Below are 23,944 nucleotides of genomic sequence, written 5' to 3'. Positions count from 1 at the left end.
TTTTTATCGTGAAAAAACCGGAACTGCTACTCCCCGTAGGGACACGAGAAATGCTCATCGCCGCGGTCAACAACGGTGCCGATGCGGTGTATTTTGGAGTGCCCCACTGGAACGCCCGAGGCCGTACCGAAGATTTTACATTTGAAAATGTAGAAGACATGATCCTGTACGCCCGCAAGCGGGGCGTGCGTACATTCCTGGCCATGAATGTACTGGTCTTTGAACGAGAACTCCAAGAACTCCCCGATTTTTTGGAAAAGCTCATATCTTTAAAACCCGATGCCTTCATCATCCAGGACATTGGACTAGCAAGGCTAATCCGGGCCATCGCTCCAAGCCAAGAAATTCACGCCAGCACCCAGATGACCCTATCCAGTGCAGAGTCGGTGAACCTGGCGGCACAATTGGGATTCAACCGCGCCGTCCTGGCACGGGAACTTTCCCTAAAAGAAATTGCCTCCATAAAATCCGCCACAGATTTGGAACTGGAGGTTTTTATCCACGGGGCTCTGTGCGTGAGTTACTCAGGCCAGTGCCTCACCAGCGAAAACTTCGGAGGCCGGAGCGCCAACCGGGGACAATGCGCCCAGAGCTGCAGGCTTCCTTACCGCATTTTCGTGGACGGAAAGGAATATCGGGATACCGACGCCAAATACCTGTTCAGCCCTCACGACCTGTGTGCTCTCCCGAAACTGAACGACCTTGAAGAAATCGGCGTGGATTCACTCAAGGTTGAAGGTCGCCTTAAAAGTCCTGAATACGTGGCAGCGGTTTCAAGAACCTACCGCAAGGCTCTTGACAGCCAGCCCCTGCAAGACATAGACACCGAGCCCCTGGAAGTGCTCTTCAGCCGCGGGCTTAGGACAGGCTGGCTCGACGGCGACAACCACCAGGAACTTGTAGACGGCACCTTCAGCAACCACCACGGAATGTTCCTCGGAACGGTTATGAAGGTGGGGTGCGGGCAGATTGACATTGAAAACAACGCTGGTCTCCCCCGCCCTGGCGACGGAATACTCTTTGAAGATCCGCAAAGGGATATCAGCATAGGTTCGAGGCTCTACGGTATCAAGGTGCAGGGAAAAACGCTTACCCTGACATTCGGCAAGGATTTCGACACCCGCAAAGTCACTGCGGGAATGAAATGTTACCGCAACGACTCTCCCGCCCTGGAACGGGAACTGCGCAAGACCTTTACCGACAGGGAATTCATGAAAAGAATCCCCGTCGACATGGTCCTTTCGGGTGACATCGGGAAAAAGCTTCACCTGGAGGTAAGCGATGGATTCCAGAACAAAGCGATAGCCGAAAGCGAAACCGTTCTGGAGGCATCACGAAACAAGGACGCCGACGCCGCCAATGGACTTCGCGAACTTGCCCAAAAGGAACTTTCGGCACTAAGTGGAACTGCCTACCGCCTCGGGAAACTCAAAGTCGACATCGAGGGCGGAGCCTTCATTCCGGGAAAACTCCTGCGGACACTCCGCCAGAAGGCCATAGAACAGCTCGACAACAAACGCTGCGAATGGCACGAACTGAATCCGAGCGCCACTGCGGGACGGGCACTTCTCAACAGTGTGAAGTTTGGCATGAAGGTTGAGGGTGGAAACGCCGCACGACCCCTCATCTCGGTCCTTGTCCGCCGTCCTGAACAAATTGCCGCCCTTGAAGGCCTTGATATAGAGAGCATCATCATGGACTTTGACTGGGGCGTCAAATACGACAAGCCCCTAGAACAAATTCGTGAACTCGGTTTCAAGGCAGGCATGGCCACCCTCCGCATCCACAAGCCCGGCGAAAGCCACTACCTCAAGAACATCCTGCGACTTTGCCCCGACTTTGCGCTGGTGCGAAACCTCGGTGCACTGGCCATATTACGCGAAAGCGGCATCCCGCTCGCCGGTGATTACAGCCTGAACGCCGCCAACAGCCTGAGCTACGACTGGTTGCTCTCGCAGGGGTTGCAAACGCTTCACCCCTCCTGGGACCTGAACAGCACCCAACTTTTTGACCTTCTGAACAGCATTGACGGAAGCCGCCTGGAACTCACGCTCCACCAGTACATGCCCGCGTTCCATTCCGAATACTGCGCGTTCGCCCGTGCCCTCACTACCGGCAGGCGGTTCCCCGAATGCGGCAAGATTTGCACCCAGCACAAGGTGGAAATTCTGGACCACAAGGGAGAGCGGCATTTTCTGCAAAGTGACGCCGAATGCCGAAACACGTTGTTCGTTGGCAAGCCCCAATCGGCGCTGAAACTGTTGCCGGATTTGCAAAAAAACGCCGTAAGCCATTTCCGTCTCGAAATGCTGCAAGAAGACGCCGAAACGGTGCGGCGCAAGGTTTCCATCTACACCCAGGCCATTCGCGGAAGGATTTCCATCGATGAAGCCACCCGTATGGCAGGAGTCGAAGAAAAATACGGTCTATCCGAAGGCCAGCTATTCAATGAAAGCGTCTGGCACGACCGCAAGAAAGCGTAATTTTCTATATTTCGCCTACTTTTTACCCCATCACACAAGGATAAAACATGAAAATCGCCGACAAGACCGTGGTCCAGATGCACTACACCCTCACCTCCGACGAAGGAGCAGTCATTGACTCTTCCGAAGGTCGCGAACCGCTCCAGTACATCCAGGGCGCCCACATGATCGTGGTCGGTCTTGAAAAGGCCATGGTGGGCCATGACGTTGGCGACAAGTTCGACGTGAAGGTCATCCCCGCCGAAGGCTACGGCGAATACGACGAAACCCTCGCCCAAGAGGTCCCGCTGAACGTGTTCCAGGGGGTAGAAAAGGTAGAACCCGGCATGATTTTCTACGCCCAGACGCCCATGGGCCCCATGCCCATTCGGGTCAAGTCCGTTTCAGCAGACAAGGCGGTCATCGACGCCAACCACGAACTGGCGGGCAAGAACCTGAACTTCGCCATCGAAGTTGTTTCTGTACGCGAGGCCACCGAAGAGGAGCTGAACCCCAAGGGCCACTGCTGCTGTGGCGGCAAGGGCGAAGGGGACTGCAAGTGCGGCGAAGAAGGCCACGAGTGCGAATGCGGTGGCGAAGGTCACAAGGAAAACTGCGACGGACAGGGCGGTTGCGGCTGCCCTAACCACGACAAGCACCACGGGGTGTGAGGCGATGTGGAATGTGAAGTGTGGAATGAATTATTCTTAACTTATCATTTCACATCACACATTTCACATTAATTTCTTGTCTCCGTCAGTTCTCGCCCCTAGCCCCTAAATCCTAGCCCCTAGATCCTAATCTACACCTGCGATTCCGGGTATTCCGCGCCGAAGGCGTGACCCGAAACAGAAAGTATTGGCGGGAACTGGATTCGCTTGGCCAGGGCAATCCCACGGAAACGCCTGTGCCAGGCCCGCATGTCCTGCAAAGCCTCTTCGGGAGTCTTGAACAGGGACTTGAAATACTCCAGATCCACGCCCAAATCCTTGCAGTAGCTTTCAAAGCCTGCCGCCAGGCGGGCTTCCGTGCTTTCCAGACTGCTCCCCCATTCCACCCATTCGGCAAAAAGCTTGTCGTGATACGGGTACTTGATGGGGTCGCCCTTTCCTTCGTCCACGTTCATAGCGTCGCTGAGTTCTGCGCTGGCAGGCACGTCTATAGAGGCCTGGGGGATAATTTCCTTGTCGCGGTTGATGTAACGGGCCAGAGCATACACGTCCGTTTTCCACAGGTCGCCCAAAGCGCACATGACACCGCAACTGTCCCCGTACAGGGTGCAGTAACCAGCGGTAGCCTCGCTCTTGTTGCCGTTGCAGGTAATGCCCGCTCCAAGCACAGAGGCCACCGTCAACAGCACCGATGCCGAGCGGGTTCTGGCCTGCAGGTTCTCGTGGTTGATGCCTTCTACCTTTATGGGCGTATCGTCCCCTTCGAACTTGCACTGTCCCAAGCTGTTGCAAACGGACTCCACGATGGCAGAAATAGGCGCCACCATGTAGGGGCTGCCCAGATTCTTCGCCAGGTCTGCCGCCGCATTCCGGGTGGTGGCCGAATTGAAACGGGTGGGCATGTTGATCAGGTAAACGTTCTTTGCACCGATGGCCTCCGCATAGAGGGCCGCCGACACGGCACTGTCGATACCGCCGCTAGCCCCGATGACCATGCGGGGAATATGGAACTTTTTCAGGTTCTCCCGAATCATGAATACCAAGGCATCGTGGATAAGGGCAATACGGTCAGGCTCCACAACGGTATTCTGTGGGAATCCAGAAACAGAACCGTCCTCACCCACCTCTACCAGGCATTCCGACGATTCAAACCGGGGCATGGCAAACACCTGGTTTCCGCTTTTGTCCCAAATGCCGCTGCCGCCGTCCATGGCGTAAATGTTCTTGCCGCTGTTTTCGGTACCTACCAAATCCAGGTAGAAAATCGGCCACTGCAATTTTTTTGCATGGCCCACACAGGCGTTGCGGACAACCAGGTTCTTGCCTTCCGTAAAGGTGGAAAGTCCAGAAAGAACCTCGAAATCGTAGCCCCACTTGGCAGGCTTACCGTTACTAAAAAACATTCCACCTTCGGAAAGCATGTCGCTCCCGCCCAGCAGGATTTCGATTCCTTGGGAAAGTTCCGCCACCTTGTCCCTGAAGCCCCCACATTTTTGGAGAAACTCGACTTCGTCCCCCAGGGAGCCCAGCATGGTAGAACCTTCGATAGCGTTCTGGGGCAAAAGCACCAGGTCGGCACCGACCGCCTTGCCTCTTTCCACGGCGACCCTTATTGTCTCAAAATTTTCTTCGGGTTTTCCAGCCTGCACAAAAAGCTGAGCCATAAAGATTTTCATATAAGCTCCGTTTTTTTGCAGAAAATATAGGTTTTTATTCCTTCAGCCCGCGGTAGTAGGCCTCCAGCTTGGCACGGCAGGCCTCGAAGCACTCCTTGAGCGAAGGGTCGAACTGGGAGCCCATTCCTTCCACGACAATGGAATAGGCCTTGTCGAAGGACATGGCCTCCTTGTAGCAACGCTGGCTCACCAGGGCGTCGTACACGTCGGCCACCGCCATAATGCGGGCCTCGTAAGGAATATCCTCCCCTTTCAGCTTGTTCGGATAGCCGCCCCCATCGTAACGTTCATGGTGGTAGCGGGTCACGTTGCACACGATTTTCACGAATTCAGGAGTCTCCACCGAAGTCAGCAGGTTTTCGACAATCATGGCGCCCTTCTCGGAGTGACTCTTCATCTCTTCGTATTCCTCCGGAGTAAAACGACCGGGTTTCCGCAAGATACGGTCATCCACGGCAATCTTGCCGATATCGTGCATGGGAGCCGCCGTAATCAAGGTGTCGTAGAAGAAATCCGGAAGACTGCGGCTATCCTTGTTACGCAGGTAATCCACAAGAATCGAGACCACGTTGCTAGAACGCTTGATATGGCTTCCCGTATTGCTGTCACGGTTTTCTACCATGTGGGCCATGCCAACCAGCATCTGTTCCTGAAGGGTGTGAATCTGGGAATCGTTGTCCTTGAGCATCTGCTCCAGGCGCACATTGTCGGCACCCAGCATATTGATGTAGTTGTGGATGGCGGTCTCGTCTTCTATCTTGAACATGAACGCCTTTTCTCGCCTAGAAAGAGGGAGTTCGGCGTACCTGATTTTGTAGAACTTGTCCGCCTTCTTGAACTTTTTCTCAGTGACAAATATGCCCTTTGACATTTCCTTAATCCACACAATAAGCAGCCGGTTCAACCTGGAATTATTGGGAAACCTGTAATCGATCCTGCATTTTTTCAGGTTCGGGAATGTCTCGAAAGCCACCTCGTTGCAGCCCAGGTAATTGTATTTCGAAGTAACCAAAACAAAGCTGTCCGTATTCCTGCCTTCCAGCACCTGGGAAATAAACTGTTCCACGTCGTAACGCTTGACCCGGTAACAAATGTAGAGCAGCGCAAACTGGGCGAACACGTAAACTGCAGGCATAATCAGGGTGTCATATTCAAAGAACCGTGACGTAAAAAACGACAAAATGGAAACGATTTCGATCAGCGAAAGGGCGATAAGGCTATTAAATGACACGTTCTTCTTTTTCATGAAGGCATAGACAATCAGTGTCACATTGCAGACCACATAGCCAACCATGAGACAGTTGAAAATGGCGTGCCCAACCCCGTACACGGCGGTATAGTTACCAGCACCTTCAATCTGGATATATTCGATAGACTTGTAGTAAAAATCGTTGAAACCTACCGTCAATGACATGCCGAAAATGACAAACACCACCAGCATGAACAGGTCGTGAGCCAAGGCGGGTATGCGAATCTTGCAAACGGACAGGCTCGCATCGAAGGTGAAAAGCGGCAAAAAGATGGTCCCCGCGTATATCACCTTGTTCGCAAGGACTGCCTCGTCCCGGCCAGAGGACAGGGCCAGCATCAGGTGGCCCAAGCACGAAATGAATACGGAGAAAAACAGCAGGGAGTAGTGTCCATTCTGCTTGGAATTAACACGATACTGGAGTATCATGTTAATCGCTGCGATAACGCAGAGAGTTGCAAAATAAGCAACGAGCATTGCCAAACACCCCTATTCGTTCAAGCTTCCAACATTAAATATATATTGAATTTTTCGGTTTGAACAAATTATTTTGGAATTATTCGCGCGGAATCTGTTTTTATTGTTACGGAATTATCACGTCGCTTTAATGAATAGGGAGGGCACAAGCCCTCCCTAAGACCCTCCCGACACGCTCAAATACGCTTTGCTCTCGACAGAAATGTTGGCTTGCGTATTTTCGCGTGGGCATCTTCGGTGCAAAAAAACATCCCGTCCTCAATTGGGCGGGATGCTTAATTTATCTAAGCCAAAGCGTTAATTTGTCTGCTTAGCCTTCAGCCGGAGCTTCCGGAGCGGCTTCTGCAGCAGGTGCTTCTGCGGCCGGAGCTTCAGCCGGGGCAGCCTTCGGAGGGAGGAGCGCCTTCATGGAAAGCTTCACCTTGCCCTTCGGGTCAACACCGAGGCAGAGCACTTCGACTTCGTCACCCACGTGAACAACGTCTTCGACCTTATCGACGCGGTGGTCGGCAAGTTCGGAGATGTGCACAAGACCGTCGCGACCAGGCAGGATTTCGACGAATGCGCCAAAGGGCTGAATCGTCTTGACCTTGCCCTTGTACTTGCGGCCCGGTTCGGGTTCGGCAGTGAGTTCTTCAATCATGCGGCGGCAGACTGCAGCGGCCTTGCCACTCGGGGCGGCAATGTCGATGTTGCCATCGTCGTCGATGTTGATGGTGCAACCCGTCTGAGACTGCATGCCCTTGATCACGGAACCACCGGAACCGATGACGTCGCGGATCTTGTTCGTCGGGATGCGCATCTTGATCATGGTCGGAGCCTTCTCGGAGACGTGCGGGCGCGGAGCGGCGAGGCCGAGTTCTGCCATCTTGCCGAGAATGTGCAGACGGCCTTGGCGAGCCTGCTCCAGGGCTTCGCGCATGAGTTCCGGAGTAATGCCGCGGATCTTGATATCCATCTGGAAGGCAGTGATACCTTCGGCAGTACCCGTCACCTTGAAGTCCATATCGCCGAGGTGGTCTTCCGTACCGGTGATGTCGGTCAGGATCTTGATCTTGCCGCCTTCCTTCACGGAACCCTTTTCGGAGATGAGGCCCATGGCGACACCTGCGACCGGAGCCTTGATAGGAACGCCAGCGTCCATCAAGCTGAGGCAGCCACCGCAAACAGAGGCCATGGAAGAAGAACCGTTGGATTCCTGAATTTCGGAAACCACGCGGATGGTGTACGGGAAGTCTTCCGGCAGCGGAAGAACGGCAGCGAGAGAGCGTTCGGCCAGGTGGCCGTGACCGATTTCACGACGGCTCATGCCGAGGCGCTTGCATTCACCCACGCAGTACGGCGGGAAGTTGTAATGCAGCATGTAGCTCTTGGAGCCTTCGCCCTGCAGGCTTTCGTAGCGCTGTTCGTCGGCCTTGGAGCCCAGCGTGCAGACCACGAGACCCTGGGTTTCGCCACGCTGGAAGATCGCAGAACCGTGAGCGCTCGGGAGAACGCCGAGTTCGATTTCGATCGGGCGGACTTCGGTCGTCGTACGGCCGTCGAGGCGCACGTCTTCGTTCAGGATCATTTCGCGCATGGCTGTGCGTTCGTAGTCGCTGAAGATTGCCTTCGCGTCTGCAACGAGAGCAGGATCCTGTTCTTCGTCCTTGCCGATGATGGCGAGAATGCGTTCGTCTTCGAGCATCTTCGCACAGAGGTCTGCCATAGCCGGATAGAAGTCGGTCTTCACCATGTTGGAGTGGACGTCCTTGTTCAGTTCGTCCCACACGACTTCCTTCACCGTGGCGAGAAGCTTTTCGTGGGCTTCGCCAACGTGCTGGGGCTTGAGTTCCATCTTCGGCTTAGCGCAGCGGTCCACCAGTTCCTGTTGGGCCTTGCACATGAGCTTGATGGCTTCGTGACCGGCGAGAATTGCGTTGATCATCGTGTCTTCGGACACTTCGTAGGCACCGCCTTCCACCATGCAGACAGAATCTTCGGTACCGGCGACCACCAGGTCCAGATCGGCGCAGGCCATCTGTTCGTAGGTGGGCATCACGATGTTCTGGCCATCGACAACGGCCACGCGTACGGCGGCAACCTGCTGTTCGAAGGGCAGTTCGGAAAGACCGATGGAGAGGGATGCTGCGGACACGCCCAGCACATCCGGTGCAAACTTGCGGTCAGCAGAAAGAACCTGCACGATTACCTGGACTTCGCGGGTGAAGTTCTCGGGGAACATCGGGCGAATCGGGCGGTCGATGATACGGGCGGAAAGAGTTTCCTCGTCGGAGGGTCGACCGGCTTCGCGCTTGTTGTAGCCGCCCGGCAGGCGACCGGCAGCGTAGGCCTTTTCGCGGTATTCGACGGTGAGGGGGAAGAAATCGCCTTCCTTCTCTTCGCCGTAGCAAACGGTAGAAAGCACGAAGGCGTCGCCCATCTTGGCGACGGCAGCACCACGTGCCTGCTTTGCAATACGGCCCGTTTCAAACGTAATGACGCGACCGTCGGGGAGTGTCACGGACACTTCCTTGGGGTCCAGCATCTTGCCGTACTTTTGATGATATGCATCAATAGACATAGATTATCTCCAGTCCGCAGATTAGCCGCGGAGACCGAGTTCCTTGATGAGAGCACGAGCGGCGACAATGTCCTTTTCGCCGTAGTACTTGAGGAGGTTCTTGCGCTTTGCGACCATCATGGAGAGCCCGCGCAGGGAGTGGAAGTCCTTCTTGTGGGTCTTGATGTGCTCGGTCAGGTTCTTGATCTTTTCGGTGAGGATAGCGACCTGCACGCGGACGTTTCCGGTATCCTTTTCGTTGGCGCCGAACTTGGCGGTGAGCTCTGCAGCTTTTTCCTTAGTGATAGTAGCCATTATAGCCATTCCTTTTTTTGATTGTTTAACTAATTACATGTTTATGCCCGAGTTTCCCTGCTTTAGGCCCAGTGGAATTGGCGAATCTGGACGCAGGACCAAGGCAAAAATGCAACTTGGGGGGAAAGATAGGAAAAAAAGTTACTAGTTACTGGTTACTAGTTACTAGAATAGCGGGAATTTCGCCCTAATTTGACATTGCGAGGCCCGCCACACTCTTGTCATCCCCGCGAAGGCGGGGATCTCCTCTCCTTACAAAGGGGGAAGCCTCCCCCTCGGCTCCATATTAGACGAAAGAACGGCACTACGTGCCTACAGACGAAAGACGAGAGAAAAACGCGGCTAAGATTATCTTTCGTCTCTCGTCTACCAGCGCAGCGATCTCTCGTCTATATTTCGCCTACCCCCTCTCCTAGGGGCTCCGCCCCTAACACCCCGTCAATGTCATGGCGGCCCATACAACAAAATTCCTAATAATGTATATTACCGATATGAAATCTTCCACCATCGCCAAAATACTCATCTTGGCATTGCCTCTGCTCTTTTGCCAATGCGACCGCTTTCCCGACGCAGACTACGATGAAGTCCATGTCGGCATCCACACGGAACATCCACCTATCGCCGATTCTCTAAAAATAACCGTTATTCACGACAAAGACACTGTATTACAACAGATTGGAACAAAGGACCTAAAAACAACACTCGCTGGAAACAGGCTAGATTCCGAATACGAACTTCAAATTGAATTTTTCTGCAATGATCAATGGTTACAGGCAAACCCATACACCATAGATGTCGGTAGCGGAGTTACCGCCATTTATCTGACAAAGCAGCCTGAAGGATTTTTACTGTTCAACACACCGCCCACAAAAGAATGCAGCGAATTGGCCGATTACAAACTAATCGAAAAGAATAGTTAAAGGTCTCTTATGCGTTTTTTGATTGCCCTTCTACTCCTTCTGCTTTGTTCCTGCGATCTGAATTCAACTCTTTTTGGCGAGTTGTTATGCGGAAGCGGAATTATCGTTCACACATCCGCAGATACGGACTCCCTATATGTTGAAATCGCAGCCGGAGATTCCTTGATCTATTCAACGAAAGACACCAGCGAGTATTTTTCCTGGAGTCAAGACAATCGCGACCTAGAAAATTTCAACTGGACAATAAAAATCACATCCTACAGACAACCAGATTCTACTATTACCGAAACCTACCAATTTTTCATCAAGCGACACAGCAACTCCAAAATTTTCGTAGACTACGGCAACAAAATTTGCAAAGACTGCCCTCCGTTTGTTCAAATACAATACGACAACTTTTGCGACGATTAGAGAGTAAAACCCGCAAACAACCTCGAAAAATGGGCTCGCAACCAGCGATCCAACCGCTAACAAACCCGCACAAATAAAGGTATATTCAGAAAGTATTTCTTATCGAGGCTTTTTACGAGCCGAGAGAAATAGAAAGCCCACTAAACAGAAGAACTATTTAGTGGGCGATTTCGAGAAAATTCGAATTGAAATAAGTGATTTCTAGCGAACCTTCACGACCTGCACCCCAGAGCCGACCCGCACCAGGTAAACACCTGCGCGGGTCACGCTAACAGAAACGCCCGACGCCGCAGGAATCCGGCCAGAGTGTAGCACCCTCCCCTGCATGTCCAACACAGCGCAAGCCTGGCCTGGACGCACCCCTTCAAGATGAATGGACTTGCCCACGGCATAGGCCCTGAACGAGGAGCCGTTTACCGTAATGGCGGGTATTGCGGACGTGGACGATGTCACCGACGCCGAAGACGACGGACCGCTCTGATTAGGAACAGCCACCTCGATGTAGTCGATGTCCACATGCCCCCAGTTCTTGATGATAGCGAAGGTATTGGCCCCCGCCTTCAGCGATACCTGAACCGGCATATCCTCAAAGGCCGCGGCAGCCCCGCCCAAGTTTCCTTCAAGGGTCACCGGGAATTCCTGGGATTTCACCTTGGTTCCGTTTACGTAGATATCCTGAGTCTTGGCGTTTGAAGCGGTGTTGCTGAAACGGATTGTGACCGTGTATGTCCCAGCAGTAGGTACATTGACATTGAAGGTGATGTTACCCGTCGTTTCGGTGCGCATATATTTACCGCCCGATGCAGCCTGATTTGTCTTTTCAGTACACCCGGTGCAAGTCGCATCTTCCGCTTCGTAACGCACGGTCTCATAAGAGGTACTTCCCGAAGAGGAAATGGCCGAAGAAGAACTGGACGGGTTGACCGACGCACTGGACGGCGGCGTAAAGCTTGACGAATACCCGATGCCAGACTCCGGTATCTTGAAAAGTTCCGCACAGTCATTGCGGACATCCCGTATTTCCTCTACCACGTGGTTCTTGCTTTCTACGCAGTCGTTCTTGTCAGTGCCGCTGTTGTCGCACCAGCCTTTCTGGGCATACTTATCGGCGGTGACCGGATAATTGACAAAAGATTCATACTTGCCTACATTGGATCCCGATTTATTTCCATCTGCAGGCATCACCACTTCCTCTACATAGTAACGGAAATGGGAATTGTAGTAGGGCAATCCCTGCTTGAGCGAATTGTAGAAGTAGTTTCCGGTAACGGTCCAGGAAGCACCCTTCATGTCGATGTTCGCATCATCATGGTCCACCTGGCCATCATAATTGGTACTATCCCCAATAAACATGTTACCCTGGACAACGCCCCTGACAGTTCCCTCCTTCACGTCAATGTTCTCGGCCGTTGTCGCCTTCACAATATTGCATGTAATCTTCGTATCATTCACGCGCCAGTCATAACCACTATAACGGTGTTGCGATGCACTTTCGCCCCAAAAACCGGCATTCTTATCGGACTGCTGCGACGACGCCCAACCCTTATAGTAAGTGCCAACATAAATACCTTCACCGTACTGGGCAACATCGAACCCAGAACCATGAATAAAGTTGCGGTTCAAGGTCACCTGCTGGCTGGAATCCCGAACATGGACCAGTTCCGTTCCCGTGTGGTACACCTCGCAGTCTTCCATCAGGGCACCGACAGAATTATCGAACACCACGCCCTTACTGAAGGTATGGATTTTCAGGTTTTTAAGAACAACGTAATTCCCCGTTACGTGGATACCGTAGTTGCTGTTGACTGCAGTACCATAAATCTCAGGAGGATTTGCAGGGTCCGAACCTGCGAGGACCACCGGATTCGCGGCAGTACCGTCGGCACCAAGCCAGATGCGGCCACAATCGCGGCCAGTCTCGTTCACGAACTTGTCGTTTTGGCAGTTGGATGAGGGCAGTTCATACTTGCCCGAAGCTACCCAGATGGTATCCCCCGCCTTGGCATTCAAAGTAGCCGAAGTCAATTCGGTGGTAGTAGAAACATTCACCTGTTTGGCGAAGGCAACCGACATGGAACTGGCGGCCACCATGCACAACACCACAAAACTTCTTCCTTGAAAAAGACTCATAGACACCTTCCAAATGCTCCCCTTCAGTAATATATTCTTTTTATAACGGGAAAGCACACTTAATTAGGAAAAAAATGTAAAACGACCCTTTTTCAACGGACTTTCACAACCCATTTCAGCCCGCAAAACGCCCAATTTTCTAAATTTTCGCCCACTATGAGCATTTCTATCCCTCAGTTGCCCAAGGGCACCCGCGATTTTTACCCGGAAGCGCAGCGCATCCAGAACTACATCTTTGACACTTGGCGGAGCACCGCCGCAAGTTTCGCCTACGAAGAATACGAAGGCCCCATGTTCGAGCATCTGGAGCTTTATACGGGCAAGTCCGGCGAAGAAATCGTGAGCCAGCTTTACAACTTCAAGGACAAGGGCGACCGCGAAATCGCGCTCCGCCCCGAAATGACCCCGACCCTTGCCCGCCTGGTCATCCAGAAGGCCCGGGAACTGAAGAAGCCCTTCAAGTGGTTCTCTATGCCGCGCCTATTCCGTTACGAAAAGGCACAGAAGGGCCGTCTCCGCGAATTCTTCCAGCTGAACATGGACATTATCGGCACCGAAAGCATCTACGCCGAAGCCGACCTGATGGCAGCCATCGCCACCATGCTCCGCAAGTTCGGCCTGAAGGACAACGAATTTGCCATCGGCGTCTCCAGCCGCAAGCTCTTGGCCACCTACCTGGAAGAAATCGGTGCGCCGAACCCGGCCCTTGTTTACCCGGTGCTGGACCGCCGCCTGAAAATCGGGCCCGAGGCGTTTGCCAAGGCTCTCACCGAAGCAGGCCTCTCCGAAACACAGATCAAGCAGCTGGACGACTTCATGAGCTGCAAGAGCCTCGAAGAAGTCCGCAGCGCCGTGAAGAGTGAAAACGCGGCCGCCGCACTCAAAGAAATCGAAGATTTGTTTGAGACGCTCGCTGCCGCGGGCTACGGCGATTGCGTGAACCTGGACCTGAGTATTGTCCGCGGTCTCGCCTACTACACCGGCATCGTGTTCGAAGTCTTCGACAAGGGCAAATCCATGCGCGCAATCGCCGGCGGCGGCCGCTACGACAGCCTTACCGAAAAACTGGGCGGCGAGCGGATCCCGGGCGTGGGCTTTGGCATGGGCGACGTGGTGCTGGCAGACCTTTTGGCCGAACACAAATTGCTCCCCAGCCCCAAGCAGAGCGTGGATTTTTACATCGCAAGCTTCACAAACGACATGAAGAAGGTCTTCGAGACCGCCCAGATGTTCCGCGCAGGCGGAAACGTTGTGTCCCACCCTCTCGCCCCCATGAAGATGGGCAAGCAGCTGGACCAGGCCAACTACCAGGGTGCCACAATCGTCGTCTATGTGGATGGTTCCAAGGCAGGGGCCGGCGAGTTCGAATACAAGGACATGCGCACCGGCGAAATGTTCGTGGGTAACGCAGACGCCATCGTTGAACGCTTAAAAACCGAGGTGAGAAAAGACTAAGGTCGCTTTGCGACAGTTCCAAGTTCTAAGTTACGAGTTACTAGAGTTGCAGACAACAAAACACTTCTTGTATCTAAAAATCTCTTGTAACTAGTAACTAGTAACTAATAACTACTTCCTACTGCCTACTATATGATGTCCCCCCTCAAAGTCCTTCTTTCCATCATCAGCCTGTTCGTCGTCCTCGGCGTCATCGCCGTAGTCTATCCTGACGGTGGCATCAAGGTGGGCGAATACACCCTGCGCTACCCGAAGCTCACCGACATCTTCGAAAAGCAGGCGCCCAAGGACTCCGCCGCCGACTCCACGGCCGTGGACCCCGAAGAGGCCATCCGGGAAATGATGGAAGCCACCAAGAGGAAGGAATTTGCGGCCTACAGCGACTCCCTCAAGTACTACGAGGACTTTTTCAAGAGCGGCAAGACCCGCTTCGACCTGCCGGGCGATGACCCCGCCTGGTTCGACCGTTTCTTCTTGCACCTTCAGCTCGCGGAACTGGACAGCAACGTAGTCCACATCGTCCACTACGGAGACTCCCAGCTGGAAGAAGACCGCATTTCCGCCACCATCCGCGAAGACCTGCAGGCCGAATTCGGCGGCGCAGGTCCGGGCATGATGCCGCCCATCCTTACCATCCCATCCCAGACCACCAGCCACTGGAACGAAGGGGAACTCAAGCGCTACATACTGTTCGGTCCCAAGGAAGAAGAGGCGGACCACAACCGCTACGGCCCCCTGGCCCAGTTCGCCGACCTGGAAGGATCCGCCGTCATCGGCATCAAGAAACGGGAAGACCGCAAGAACGCCTTCCCCCACGTAGGCGGCTACTCTACGGTAAAGGTCCTCGCCGGCAAGCGTGGGTCGCTACGGCTCAAGCTGGTTTACCAGCGCACCTACGCAGATACCGTGGGCCTGAACGAAGACAGCACCTTCAAGGTGAAAAAGCGCACTGCCTTCGAGACGGCGGCCGCCCCCGAAGTAGAACGGCTCACCAAGCTCAACGTCTATACCTGGAAACTCCCCGACACCACCTCCAACATCAAAATCTACCTGGACGGAAGCGCCGAAATCTACGCTATTTCCGCCGACGGCGCCTACGGTGTGGCCGTCGATAACGTGGCCATGCGCGGCTCTTCGGGCACGGTCTTCCACCGCATCGATTCACAACTGCTGGCGGAATCTTACAAGGCCATGAACGCCCGGCTCATCATCATGGAATACGGCGGCAACCTGGTGCCGGGCACCAACAGCGGCAATGTGGACTGGACCAAGAAACTCATCACCAAGCAAATCCAGGCTATCCAGAAGGCGAACCCCGACGCCGACATCCTGTTCATCGGCCCCGCCGACATGGCAAAACAGGTGGATGGCGAATGGAAAACCTACCCGGGCCTCCCCCTCACCATCAAGACCCTTCGCGAAGTGGCTCTCGAAAACGGCGCCGCCTACTGGGACATGCACCGGGTCATGGGCGGAAACGGCTCCATGATCAAGTGGGCAAACCGCGAACCCGCTCTCGGCTTCACCGACCACATCCACTTCACCCGCAGGGGCGCCGCCTACATGGGAGACCTGTTCTGCGCGGCACTGCGCATGCACTACGACTACTTCAAGTTCCGCGACCGCCACGGCCTCAACGACGAAAAGATGAAGGAATTGCAACAGTGGAAGGAGAATTCGGAATTCGGAGTTCAGAATTCGGAATTAGGGCAAGACAGTTCTGCCAGCGAAACAAAGGGGGAAAGCCTTCCCCCCGCTCCTGGCGCTGACGCGTCATCCGCTACCCCTTCGCCTAGGGGGACACCCCCTAACACCCCCACACAGGATTCTAGCGTAACGAAGGAGGATGCCGCCCCATGATCCGCTTCCTCCTCGTCGTCGCCCTCGCGGCCCTTTCGGCCTTTGCCAAGGACCTGACCATCGCCCCCGGCAGTTACAGCTTGGACCTTGCCAAGTACGACTTTATCGACACCACCTTAAACATCATCCAGTTCCCCAAAGGGAACGAGGCCTTCACCAAGTTTTTCGAAAAGATGGACACTCTGGTGTTCGAGAACAAGGGGCAGGTGCGAATCATGCACGTAGGCGGATCCCACCTGCAAGCCGACGTGATTTCGGGCCGTATCCGCGAACACATGATCAAGGAATACCCGGGAGCCTCGGCGGGCCGCGGCTTCGTGTTCCCCTACTCCGCCGCCCGCACCAACACGCCCTCCAGCTACGCCAGCTACTACAAGGGCATCTGGGACAAGAACAAGAACGTCCAGCGCGAAATTTCTAAACCGCTTGGACTGCTGGGCATTGCGGTCAGCACCAGCGACCCCCGTGCCGAAATCACCCTGATGCTGGACAAGTACAACTCCGCCCCCATCTGGGGAGAGACCCGTTTCCGCCTGTTCGGCTACAGCGACAACAACGACGTGGTTCCCGTGCTGCGGGTGGATTCCACCGACATCTACGGCGTACACGACACCATAAGCCAGAGTTACGTTTTCGAAAGTCCGCGTCCCATCGACACCATCCAGATTCAGTTCCGCTGGATGGACTCCTTAAAACAGGCTTCCATAGCGCAGTTCATCAACGACTCCCTGCTGCAGGATTCCCTCGCCAGGCTGGCGGATTCCCTGAAGACGGATTCGCTGAAGTCAGACGAGAAAGGCTCGGGGCCCGAGGCTCGAGGTGCGGTTTTGGACGGCAAAGATTCCAGCAAGACAGAGAAGGCAAAAGTTCCGGCCAACGTGCTGAACCTGCAGAACGCACAACTGCAAAACGCAGCGCCAGAGGTGGCGCGGGACTCCATGTTCCAGGGGGAATGCGACGTGCTGGACACCGCCTGTCTCGCCCGCGAAGAAGCCAAGACCAAAGATTCTACGGCCCGCGACCGGTGCGCCGAACTGGCCGCCAAGAAGGCGAACATCAACTACGAAGAAGGGGAACAGGACCCCACCAACAATCCCGACGACCACTGCTTCACGGAACCTGCAGCCGTCCCCGACTCGGTCAAGAAAAATGCACGGCCCAGATTCACCCTCACGGGAATCCTTTCCGAAAACGACTCTCCGGGAATCATCTACACCAACGTAGGCATCAACGGTGCGAAGGTCCACGACTACTTCGAAGAAGTCTGCCCACAGTTCGAAAAAGAGATGGCGTTTTTTAAACCGGACCTGGTGATTTTTGCCATCGGCATCAACGATGCCAACGTGCAGCGCTTTAACGACAAGCAGTTCCGTGAAGATTACGACAGGCTGATCGAACGGTTCAAGAGGGTAAACCCCGACGTGGCGTTTATCTTCGAGACCAACAACGACATGTTCCGCAAGGTCAAGCGGAAAAAGTTCGTGCAGCACGGCAATGGCGAAGTGGCCCGCAAGTCCTTCTTTATGCTGGCCGACAAGCACAAGGCTGGCGTCTGGGACAAGTTCAGTATCATGGGCGGCCTGGGTTCCATGGCCAAGTGGGAACACGCAAGCCTCGCCAAAAAGGACAAGGTCCACTTCAACCTGTCCGGCTACAACCTTTTGGGCGACCTGTTCTACAAGGCCCTTATCCAGGCCTACCAAGACCACATCGCCAATTTACCCGCACAGACTAGACGAGAGAACGGGCCTACGGCCCTACAGACGAAAGACGAAAGAGGCAACAGGTAACAGGATGACACTTTATGTTGGATTACTTGATACCATATCTTACTAGAACGTTTTCGTTTGACCCGAACAGTCCACTGCTGTTTACGCAGTTCTACTTCTGGGGTTTCTTCGCCGTGGTGTTCGCCATCCTCACCCTGGTCAAGAACCGCATTTTGCTCCGGAACGCATTCCTGTTTGCCACCAGCATGTTCTTCTATTACAAGACCAGCGGAAGCTACGTGTGCATTCTCGTGTTCTGCGTGGTGGCGAACTTCTTTATCGGCAAGTGGATCGAAAAGGCCGAACAGCACTGGAAAAAGAAACTCTGGATGATCATCGTGGTCATTATCGACCTGTTGGTGCTGTGCTACTACAAGTATTCCTATTTCTTCCTGGACGCCCTGCGGGACTTTACCGGCATCGAGCTGCACGTCTATAACTTCTTTGCGGCGGCCAGCAACAAGATGTTCGGCACAAATTCCCTAGTAGATACCATCATCTTGCCGGTGGGCATTTCCTTCTTTACCTTCCAGGCCATCAGTTACTGCATCGACATCTACCGCGGAAAAATCAAGGCTGTTGACAACATCCTGAATTTCGGGTTCTACCTCACCTTCTTCCCGCAGTTGGTGGCGGGCCCCATCGTGCGAGCCGACAAGTTCGTGCCGCAGCTTTACAAAAAATATTTCCTCCCCCGCCGCACCTTCGGCATTGCCGTGTTCTGGGTGCTGAACGGCCTTGCCAAGAAGGTCATCTTGAGCGACTACCTGGCCACCAACTTCGTGGACCGTGTGTTCGATACGCCCCTGCTGTTCACCGGACTTGAAAACCTGATTGCCCTGTTCGCCTATTCGCTGCAGGTGTATGCCGACTTCTCGGGCTACACCGACATCGCCATCGGCGTGGCGCTCCTGATGGGATTCCGCCTGCCCCAGAACTTCAACAGCCCCTACAAGGCGCTCTCCCCCACGGAATTCTGGCGGCGCTGGCACATCTCCCTTTCCAGCTGGTGGCGCGACTACCTGTACATCCCGCTGGGCGGTAACCGTGGCGCCTCTGTGGGCACCTTCTTCTGGATGGGATTCCTAAGCCTGGTGGCCGTTTTACTTTCGGGCAGTGTCTGGGTGGGTGTCGCCCTGGGCGTATTCTTCCTCTACATCGCCATTTATGCCTACGTCAAGCCCGACTCCCGCAAGTTTATCACCACCAACATGAACGCCATGGCGACACAGGTCGTAGGCGGCTGGTGGCACGGCGCCAGCTGGAACTTTATCATCTGGGGTGGCCTCAATGGTTTCGGCCAGGTGTTCAACAAGATCTGGGTCAAGCGGAGCATCAACTTCCGTGCCGTCGCCGCATTCTTGCTGTTTGCCGTCAGCGCCATCACATTCAAGCAGACCCACATCGCCATTTTCGCCATTACCACCGTGTGGTTCGGCGTGCTCTTCCTGGGCATTTATTCCGTGCTGGTTTTCCGCCTGTTCAGCGACAAGACCTTCCACTGGCTCTATGTGGCCTGGAACGTGAGCCTCACCTTCGTGTTCATCACCTTTACCCGCCTTTTCTTCCGCGCAGGCTCCAACCTGGACCCGGCAGAGGCCAACGAAGTGGCCTGGAACACCGCCAAGAACATGGTCCAGCAAATGGGCACCGCCTGGAAGTGGGATACTCTCGGCACCATCGCCTGGGAACACATCAACATCATTTTGGTGTTTGTAGCCGGCATGCTTATCCACTGGATTCCCAAAAAATTCAAGAGCCGCTACCGCATCATGTTCGCTTCGCAGCCCATCCCCCTGATGGTTGCAAGCACGGCGTTCATCATCTTCGTGATGTACCAGTTCATGAGCGCCGACAGCTGCCCGTTTATCTACTTCCAGTTCTAGAGTTTTAGCTTTTTTTAACTCGATTTACTACATTCCCTGGCAGAGGTTCCTATGGCCGAAGAAATTGTAAAGCAAGACAAGAAAGAGACCCTGAAAAAGATATCGGAAAAGGCTTCCACCCTCCTTTTCGAGCTGATTACGGATATCCCCGGTTCCCTTTATACCCCCATCCAGAACCCCGACGACAAGGCCAGGCTGTTGGCCCAGCGGGCCGCCTGGAAATCGGCTACGGTCAGCACCTCCCTTTCTATACCCGCAGGCATCACGGGTATCCTTACTGCCATCCCGGACATTGCCGCCATCTGGAAAATTCAGGCCCAGCTGGTAGCGGACATTGCCGCCAGCTACGGCAAGTTGGCCCTGCTCAGCCGGGAAGCCATGATCTGGTGCCTGTTCCGGCACAGTGCCGCCCAGCTTTTGCGGGACATTGCCGTCCGCACGGGCAGCAGGATTATCGTGCAGAAGCTTTCCGCTACCGCCATCAAGGCCATTCTTGCAAAAATCGGGGCCAGCATCTCCTCCAAGCTGCTGGGCAAGACTCTTTTGCGGGCAATTCCGGCCATCGGGGCCCTCGGGAACGGTGCCTACGCCTTCTACGACACCTTAGAAGTCGGAAAGACGGCTGCCGCCTACTTTAGGGCACTGGCAGATCAGGAAAAAGACGAAAAGCCCTGCGACGAACAGTCCACCGACGAACCTACCGCATAAAAGCCTTTCTTTTCCGAATTTTCGGGGTGGTGAGCAACGAAGTGCGAGCCAGGGGGCTAGGGCCGGAGTTTATTACCTACAATAGCCCCCTTATAAAGACCGCAAACGCCCCAGTTTAATAACTGGGGCTTTTTTGCTCACTATAGGCACCTGTGGATGGCAAGCCCTTGAGAACGGGGGCTTTTTTTTCTACATTTGGGCGCAACTCAAACAAACATCAACTCCATTTGTGGAATAAAAAATGAAAAACATCGAAAAACACAGAAACATCGGTATTTCTGCCCACATCGACTCGGGTAAGACTACCCTCACCGAACGCATCCTCTACTTCACAAAGCGTATCCACGCTATCCACGAAGTTCGTGGTAAAGACGGCGTCGGCGCCACGATGGACTCCATGGAACTTGAACGCGAACGCGGCATCACGATTCAGTCTGCCGCCACGTTTGCTAACTGGACCCACACCAAGAGCGGTGAACAGGACTCCATCAACATCATCGATACCCCGGGGCACGTGGACTTCACTATCGAAGTGGAACGCTCTCTCCGTGTGCTGGACGGCGCTATCCTGGTGCTCACCGGCGTGGAAGGCGTGCAGTCCCAGTCTATTACCGTTGACCGCCAGATGAAGCGCTACCATGTGCCGCGCGTCGTGTTCGTGAACAAGTGCGACCGCTCCGGTGCAAACCCGCTCCGCGTGTCCGAAATGCTCCGCGAAAAGCTGAACCACAAGCCCTGCGTGATGCAGATTCCTATCGGTCTCGAAGACCAACTGAAGGGCGTGGTCGACCTGGTGGAAATGAAGGCCTACTACTTCGAAGGCGCCAACGGCGACGACATGATCGAAAAGGATATCCCCGCCGAACTGGTGGATCAGGCCAACGAATACCGCACCAAGCTCATCGACTGCTGCGCTGACTACAGCGACGAAATTATGGAAAAGGCCATGGAAGGCCAGTACGGTGTAGATGAAATCGACAAGGCCCTCATCAAGAAGACCATCCGCGAAGCCACCATCCGTCTGGACATCACTCCCGTGTTCATGGGTTCTGCCCACAAGAACATCGGCGTTCAGAAGCTTTTGGACGGCGTTATCGACTACCTCCCCTGCCCGACCGACGTCGAAAACAAGGCCCTCGACCTGGACAACAACGAAGCCGAAGTTGTCCTGAAGTCCGAAGACAACGCTCCTCTCGTCTGCTACGCGTTCAAGCTGGTGAACGACCGCTATGGCCAGCTCACCTACATCCGCGTGTACCAGGGCACCCTCAAGAAGGGCGACATGATTACCAACATGGCCACCGGAAAGAAGGTGTCCGTGGGCCGTCTCGTGCGTATGCACGCCGACGAAATGGTGGATATCACCGAAGCCGGCGCTGGCGACATCGTGGCCCTGTTCGGTATCGACTGCGCCTCCGGTACGACCTTTACCGACGGCAAGAACCACTACAACATGACTTCTATGCACGTTCCTAACCCGGTTATCGAACTCGTGATTGAAGCCAAGAACCGCGACGACCTGGACAACATGTCCAAGGCCCTGAACCGCTTCACCAAGGAAGACCCCACTTTCCAGGTGGAAGTGAACAAGGAATCCGGCGAAACCATCATCAAGGGTATGGGCGAACTTCACCTGGACGTGTACATCGAACGTATGCGTCGCGAATACAAGGTGGACGTGCAGACCGGTGCCCCGCAGGTGGCCTACCGCGAAACCATCACCCGCGAAGCCAAGTTCGAATACACCCACAAGAAGCAGACCGGTGGTTCGGGTCAGTTCGCTAAGATGTCCGGCGTGATGCGCCCGATGCCTGTGGAAGGCGACTCCGACAAGGTTTACAACTTCGTGAACTCCGTCGTGGGCGGCCGTATTCCTAAGGAATACATCCCCTCTTGCGACAAGGGTTTCCAGAGCTGCATGGAAGCCGGTTCCCTCATCGGGTTCCCGGTGGTGGGTATCGAGATGGAAGTCCAGGACGGTGCGTTCCACCCGGTGGACTCCTCTGACATGGCGTTCCAGATCTGCGCCCGCATGGCTTTCCGCGAAGCTTTCGCCAAGGCCGGTGCCCAGATTCTCGAACCTATCATGAAGGTCGAAATCGCCACGCCGACGGAATTCCAGGGTAACGTCGTGGGTAACGTGTCCCAGCGCCGCGGTTCCATCACCGGAACTAGCGAAGAAATGGGCACCACCACCATTACCGCCGAAGTCCCGCTTTCTGAAATGTTCGGTTATGCTACCGACCTGCGTTCCATGACCCAGGGTAAGGCCGAATTCACCATGGAATTCGCCAAGTATGCTCCGGTGCCGAAGAACATCCAGGAAGAACTGATCAAGAAGTACGGCGACAAGGCCAAGGCTAGAGCATAATTACGACCGAAACGGCTAGACTCGGGTAAGTTATTTACTACGCTGCCGTTTCTCTCGCAACCGCCCCCGGTTAATACCGGGGGCTTTGTTGCTCACGAACGACCGAAACGGCTTGACTCGGCTAAGTTACTTACTACGCTGCCGTTTCTCTCGCAACCGCCCCCGGTTAATACCGGGGGCTTTGTTGCTCACGGACGACCGAAACGGCTTGACTCGGCTAAGTTACTTACTACGCTGCCGTTTCTCTCGCAACCGCCCCCGGTTAATACTGTTTTTTGCTCAAGCACAATCCAAAGCCTCTACCCGCGATACCTGGATTTATACCCATGATTTTCCGCGGGACGCAAGTCGTTGGGGTACATCACGTCGGTGTAGATGTCTTCTTGCAGCTGTTTCACGAGCTTGTACACTTCCGCATAATTGGCGATGCTGTCAATAGAAATACCCGCGTTGGTAGATGTTCTACGCCCATTCAGCGTTGCGGGATTAGCCTGAGCAGAGGTCGTAATGATATCGCCCACGCCAAACCACTGATCAAAAATGCCGCGGTGCAAATCCACATGCGAAAGTTCCGCAAACGGCTTTGACTTGTAAGTTCTCCCAAAGATACCGCCGGATGCGTAGATTCCCTTATCCGTGACAATGTAGGCCGTATTGCGATACCGCCTGAACGAGAGCAGCGCCCCGCCCAAGTAAATCCACACCGGCATCAGATGGAGCGCCATGAAGGGAACGATAAAGAAGGCTGCTTCGTCCGCCTTATCCGAAGAGAAAGCCGCCCCGATAAAGAACATGTCGAATAGCCCCCACAATACCGCAAACGGGAGTAGCGGATTGAAAATGCATTCGAAAATGAAGCACGTCTTATCCGGCTTACCTGCGTACAGGATCTTTTCGCCCTTCCCTATCAAAAGCGTCAATTCGTTGTCCATAAGCCGCTCGTTGAACAACTAGCCAAGGCGTTTGTTGACTTCTTCCCAGTTGACAATGCTCCAGAGCGCCTTCAGGTAATCCGGACGGCGGTTGCGGTAGTCGATGTAGT

15 protein-coding genes and 1 pseudogene are annotated in these 23,944 nt (G+C 54.4%); 9 read left to right on the top strand and 7 right to left on the bottom strand.

Annotation, left to right across the window (positions count from 1 at the left end):
• The first annotated feature begins 8 nt into the window (after positions 1–8).
• Together IKB43_06975 and IKB43_06970 are read left to right on the top strand one after the other, a co-directional pair.
• A complete protein-coding gene (locus IKB43_06975; GenBank protein MBR2469877.1) occupies positions 9–2,483 on the top strand; it encodes a U32 family peptidase in 2,475 nt (824 codons plus the stop codon).
• A gap of 47 nt (positions 2,484–2,530) precedes the next feature.
• Entirely contained in the window at positions 2,531–3,133 is a 603-nt protein-coding gene (locus IKB43_06970; protein ID MBR2469876.1) for a peptidylprolyl isomerase, read from the top strand.
• A gap of 131 nt (positions 3,134–3,264) precedes the next feature.
• On the opposite strand, the gene nadE is transcribed toward IKB43_06970, so the two are convergent.
• From nadE to rpsO, 4 genes are all read right to left on the bottom strand, one after another.
• On the bottom strand, positions 3,265–4,809 hold the full coding sequence (gene nadE, locus IKB43_06965) for an NAD(+) synthase (protein MBR2469875.1): 1,545 nt from the start codon (positions 4,807–4,809) through the stop codon (positions 3,265–3,267).
• Positions 4,810–4,843: 34 nt separating this feature from the next.
• On the bottom strand, positions 4,844–6,535 hold the full coding sequence (locus IKB43_06960; protein ID MBR2469874.1) for an HD domain-containing protein: 1,692 nt from the start codon (positions 6,533–6,535) through the stop codon (positions 4,844–4,846).
• Between the two features lie 310 nt (positions 6,536–6,845).
• Entirely contained in the window at positions 6,846–9,098 is a 2,253-nt protein-coding gene (gene pnp / locus IKB43_06955; GenBank protein MBR2469873.1) for a polyribonucleotide nucleotidyltransferase, read from the bottom strand.
• Between the two features lie 21 nt (positions 9,099–9,119).
• On the bottom strand, positions 9,120–9,392 hold the full coding sequence (gene rpsO, locus IKB43_06950) for a 30S ribosomal protein S15 (GenBank protein MBR2469872.1): 273 nt from the start codon (positions 9,390–9,392) through the stop codon (positions 9,120–9,122).
• A 491-nt stretch (positions 9,393–9,883) separates the two neighbouring features.
• On the opposite strand from rpsO, the gene IKB43_06945 reads away from it, so the two are divergent.
• On the top strand, positions 9,884–10,312 hold the full coding sequence (locus IKB43_06945) for a hypothetical protein (protein ID MBR2469871.1): 429 nt from the start codon (positions 9,884–9,886) through the stop codon (positions 10,310–10,312).
• Positions 10,313–10,924: 612 nt separating this feature from the next.
• Here the strand turns inward: IKB43_06945 and IKB43_06940 are convergent.
• Positions 10,925–12,853, bottom strand: coding sequence for a hypothetical protein (locus IKB43_06940; GenBank protein MBR2469870.1), 1,929 nt, complete (start codon positions 12,851–12,853; stop codon positions 10,925–10,927).
• A 156-nt stretch (positions 12,854–13,009) separates the two neighbouring features.
• Between IKB43_06940 and IKB43_06935 the strand changes: the two genes are divergently transcribed.
• From IKB43_06935 to IKB43_06910, 6 genes and pseudogenes are all read left to right on the top strand, one after another.
• A complete protein-coding gene (locus tag IKB43_06935) occupies positions 13,010–14,308 on the top strand; it encodes a histidine--tRNA ligase (protein MBR2469869.1) in 1,299 nt (432 codons plus the stop codon).
• Positions 14,309–14,440: 132 nt separating this feature from the next.
• Positions 14,441–16,168, top strand: coding sequence for a hypothetical protein (locus IKB43_06930; GenBank protein ID MBR2469868.1), 1,728 nt, complete (start codon positions 14,441–14,443; stop codon positions 16,166–16,168).
• A 44-nt stretch (positions 16,169–16,212) separates the two neighbouring features.
• Positions 16,213–17,160: pseudogene (locus IKB43_06925) on the top strand (hypothetical protein).
• Between the two features lie 812 nt (positions 17,161–17,972).
• Positions 17,973–19,823 (top strand): MBOAT family protein, encoded by a 1,851-nt coding sequence (locus IKB43_06920; protein ID MBR2469867.1) that lies wholly within the window; start codon positions 17,973–17,975, stop codon positions 19,821–19,823.
• Between the two features lie 51 nt (positions 19,824–19,874).
• On the top strand, positions 19,875–20,531 hold the full coding sequence (locus IKB43_06915) for an EcsC family protein (protein MBR2469866.1): 657 nt from the start codon (positions 19,875–19,877) through the stop codon (positions 20,529–20,531).
• A gap of 241 nt (positions 20,532–20,772) precedes the next feature.
• Complete coding sequence (locus tag IKB43_06910; protein ID MBR2469865.1) at positions 20,773–22,902, top strand: elongation factor G; 2,130 nt, start codon at positions 20,773–20,775, stop codon at positions 22,900–22,902.
• A 299-nt stretch (positions 22,903–23,201) separates the two neighbouring features.
• Here the strand turns inward: IKB43_06910 and IKB43_06905 are convergent, their stop codons facing one another.
• Positions 23,202–23,834: a PH domain-containing protein gene (locus IKB43_06905; protein ID MBR2469864.1), complete on the bottom strand. Its 633-nt coding sequence runs from the start codon at positions 23,832–23,834 to the stop codon at positions 23,202–23,204.
• 18 nt (positions 23,835–23,852) lie between these two features.
• On the bottom strand, positions 23,853–23,944 hold a 92-nt coding region (locus IKB43_06900), incomplete at its 5' end, for a superoxide dismutase (protein ID MBR2469863.1).

This window comes from Fibrobacter sp. (genome assembly GCA_017503015.1).
Classification (GTDB): Bacteria; Fibrobacterota; Fibrobacteria; order Fibrobacterales; family Fibrobacteraceae; genus Fibrobacter.
Note: the sequence above shows the minus strand (reverse complement) of the source record. Positions and strands in the feature narration are given on the sequence as shown.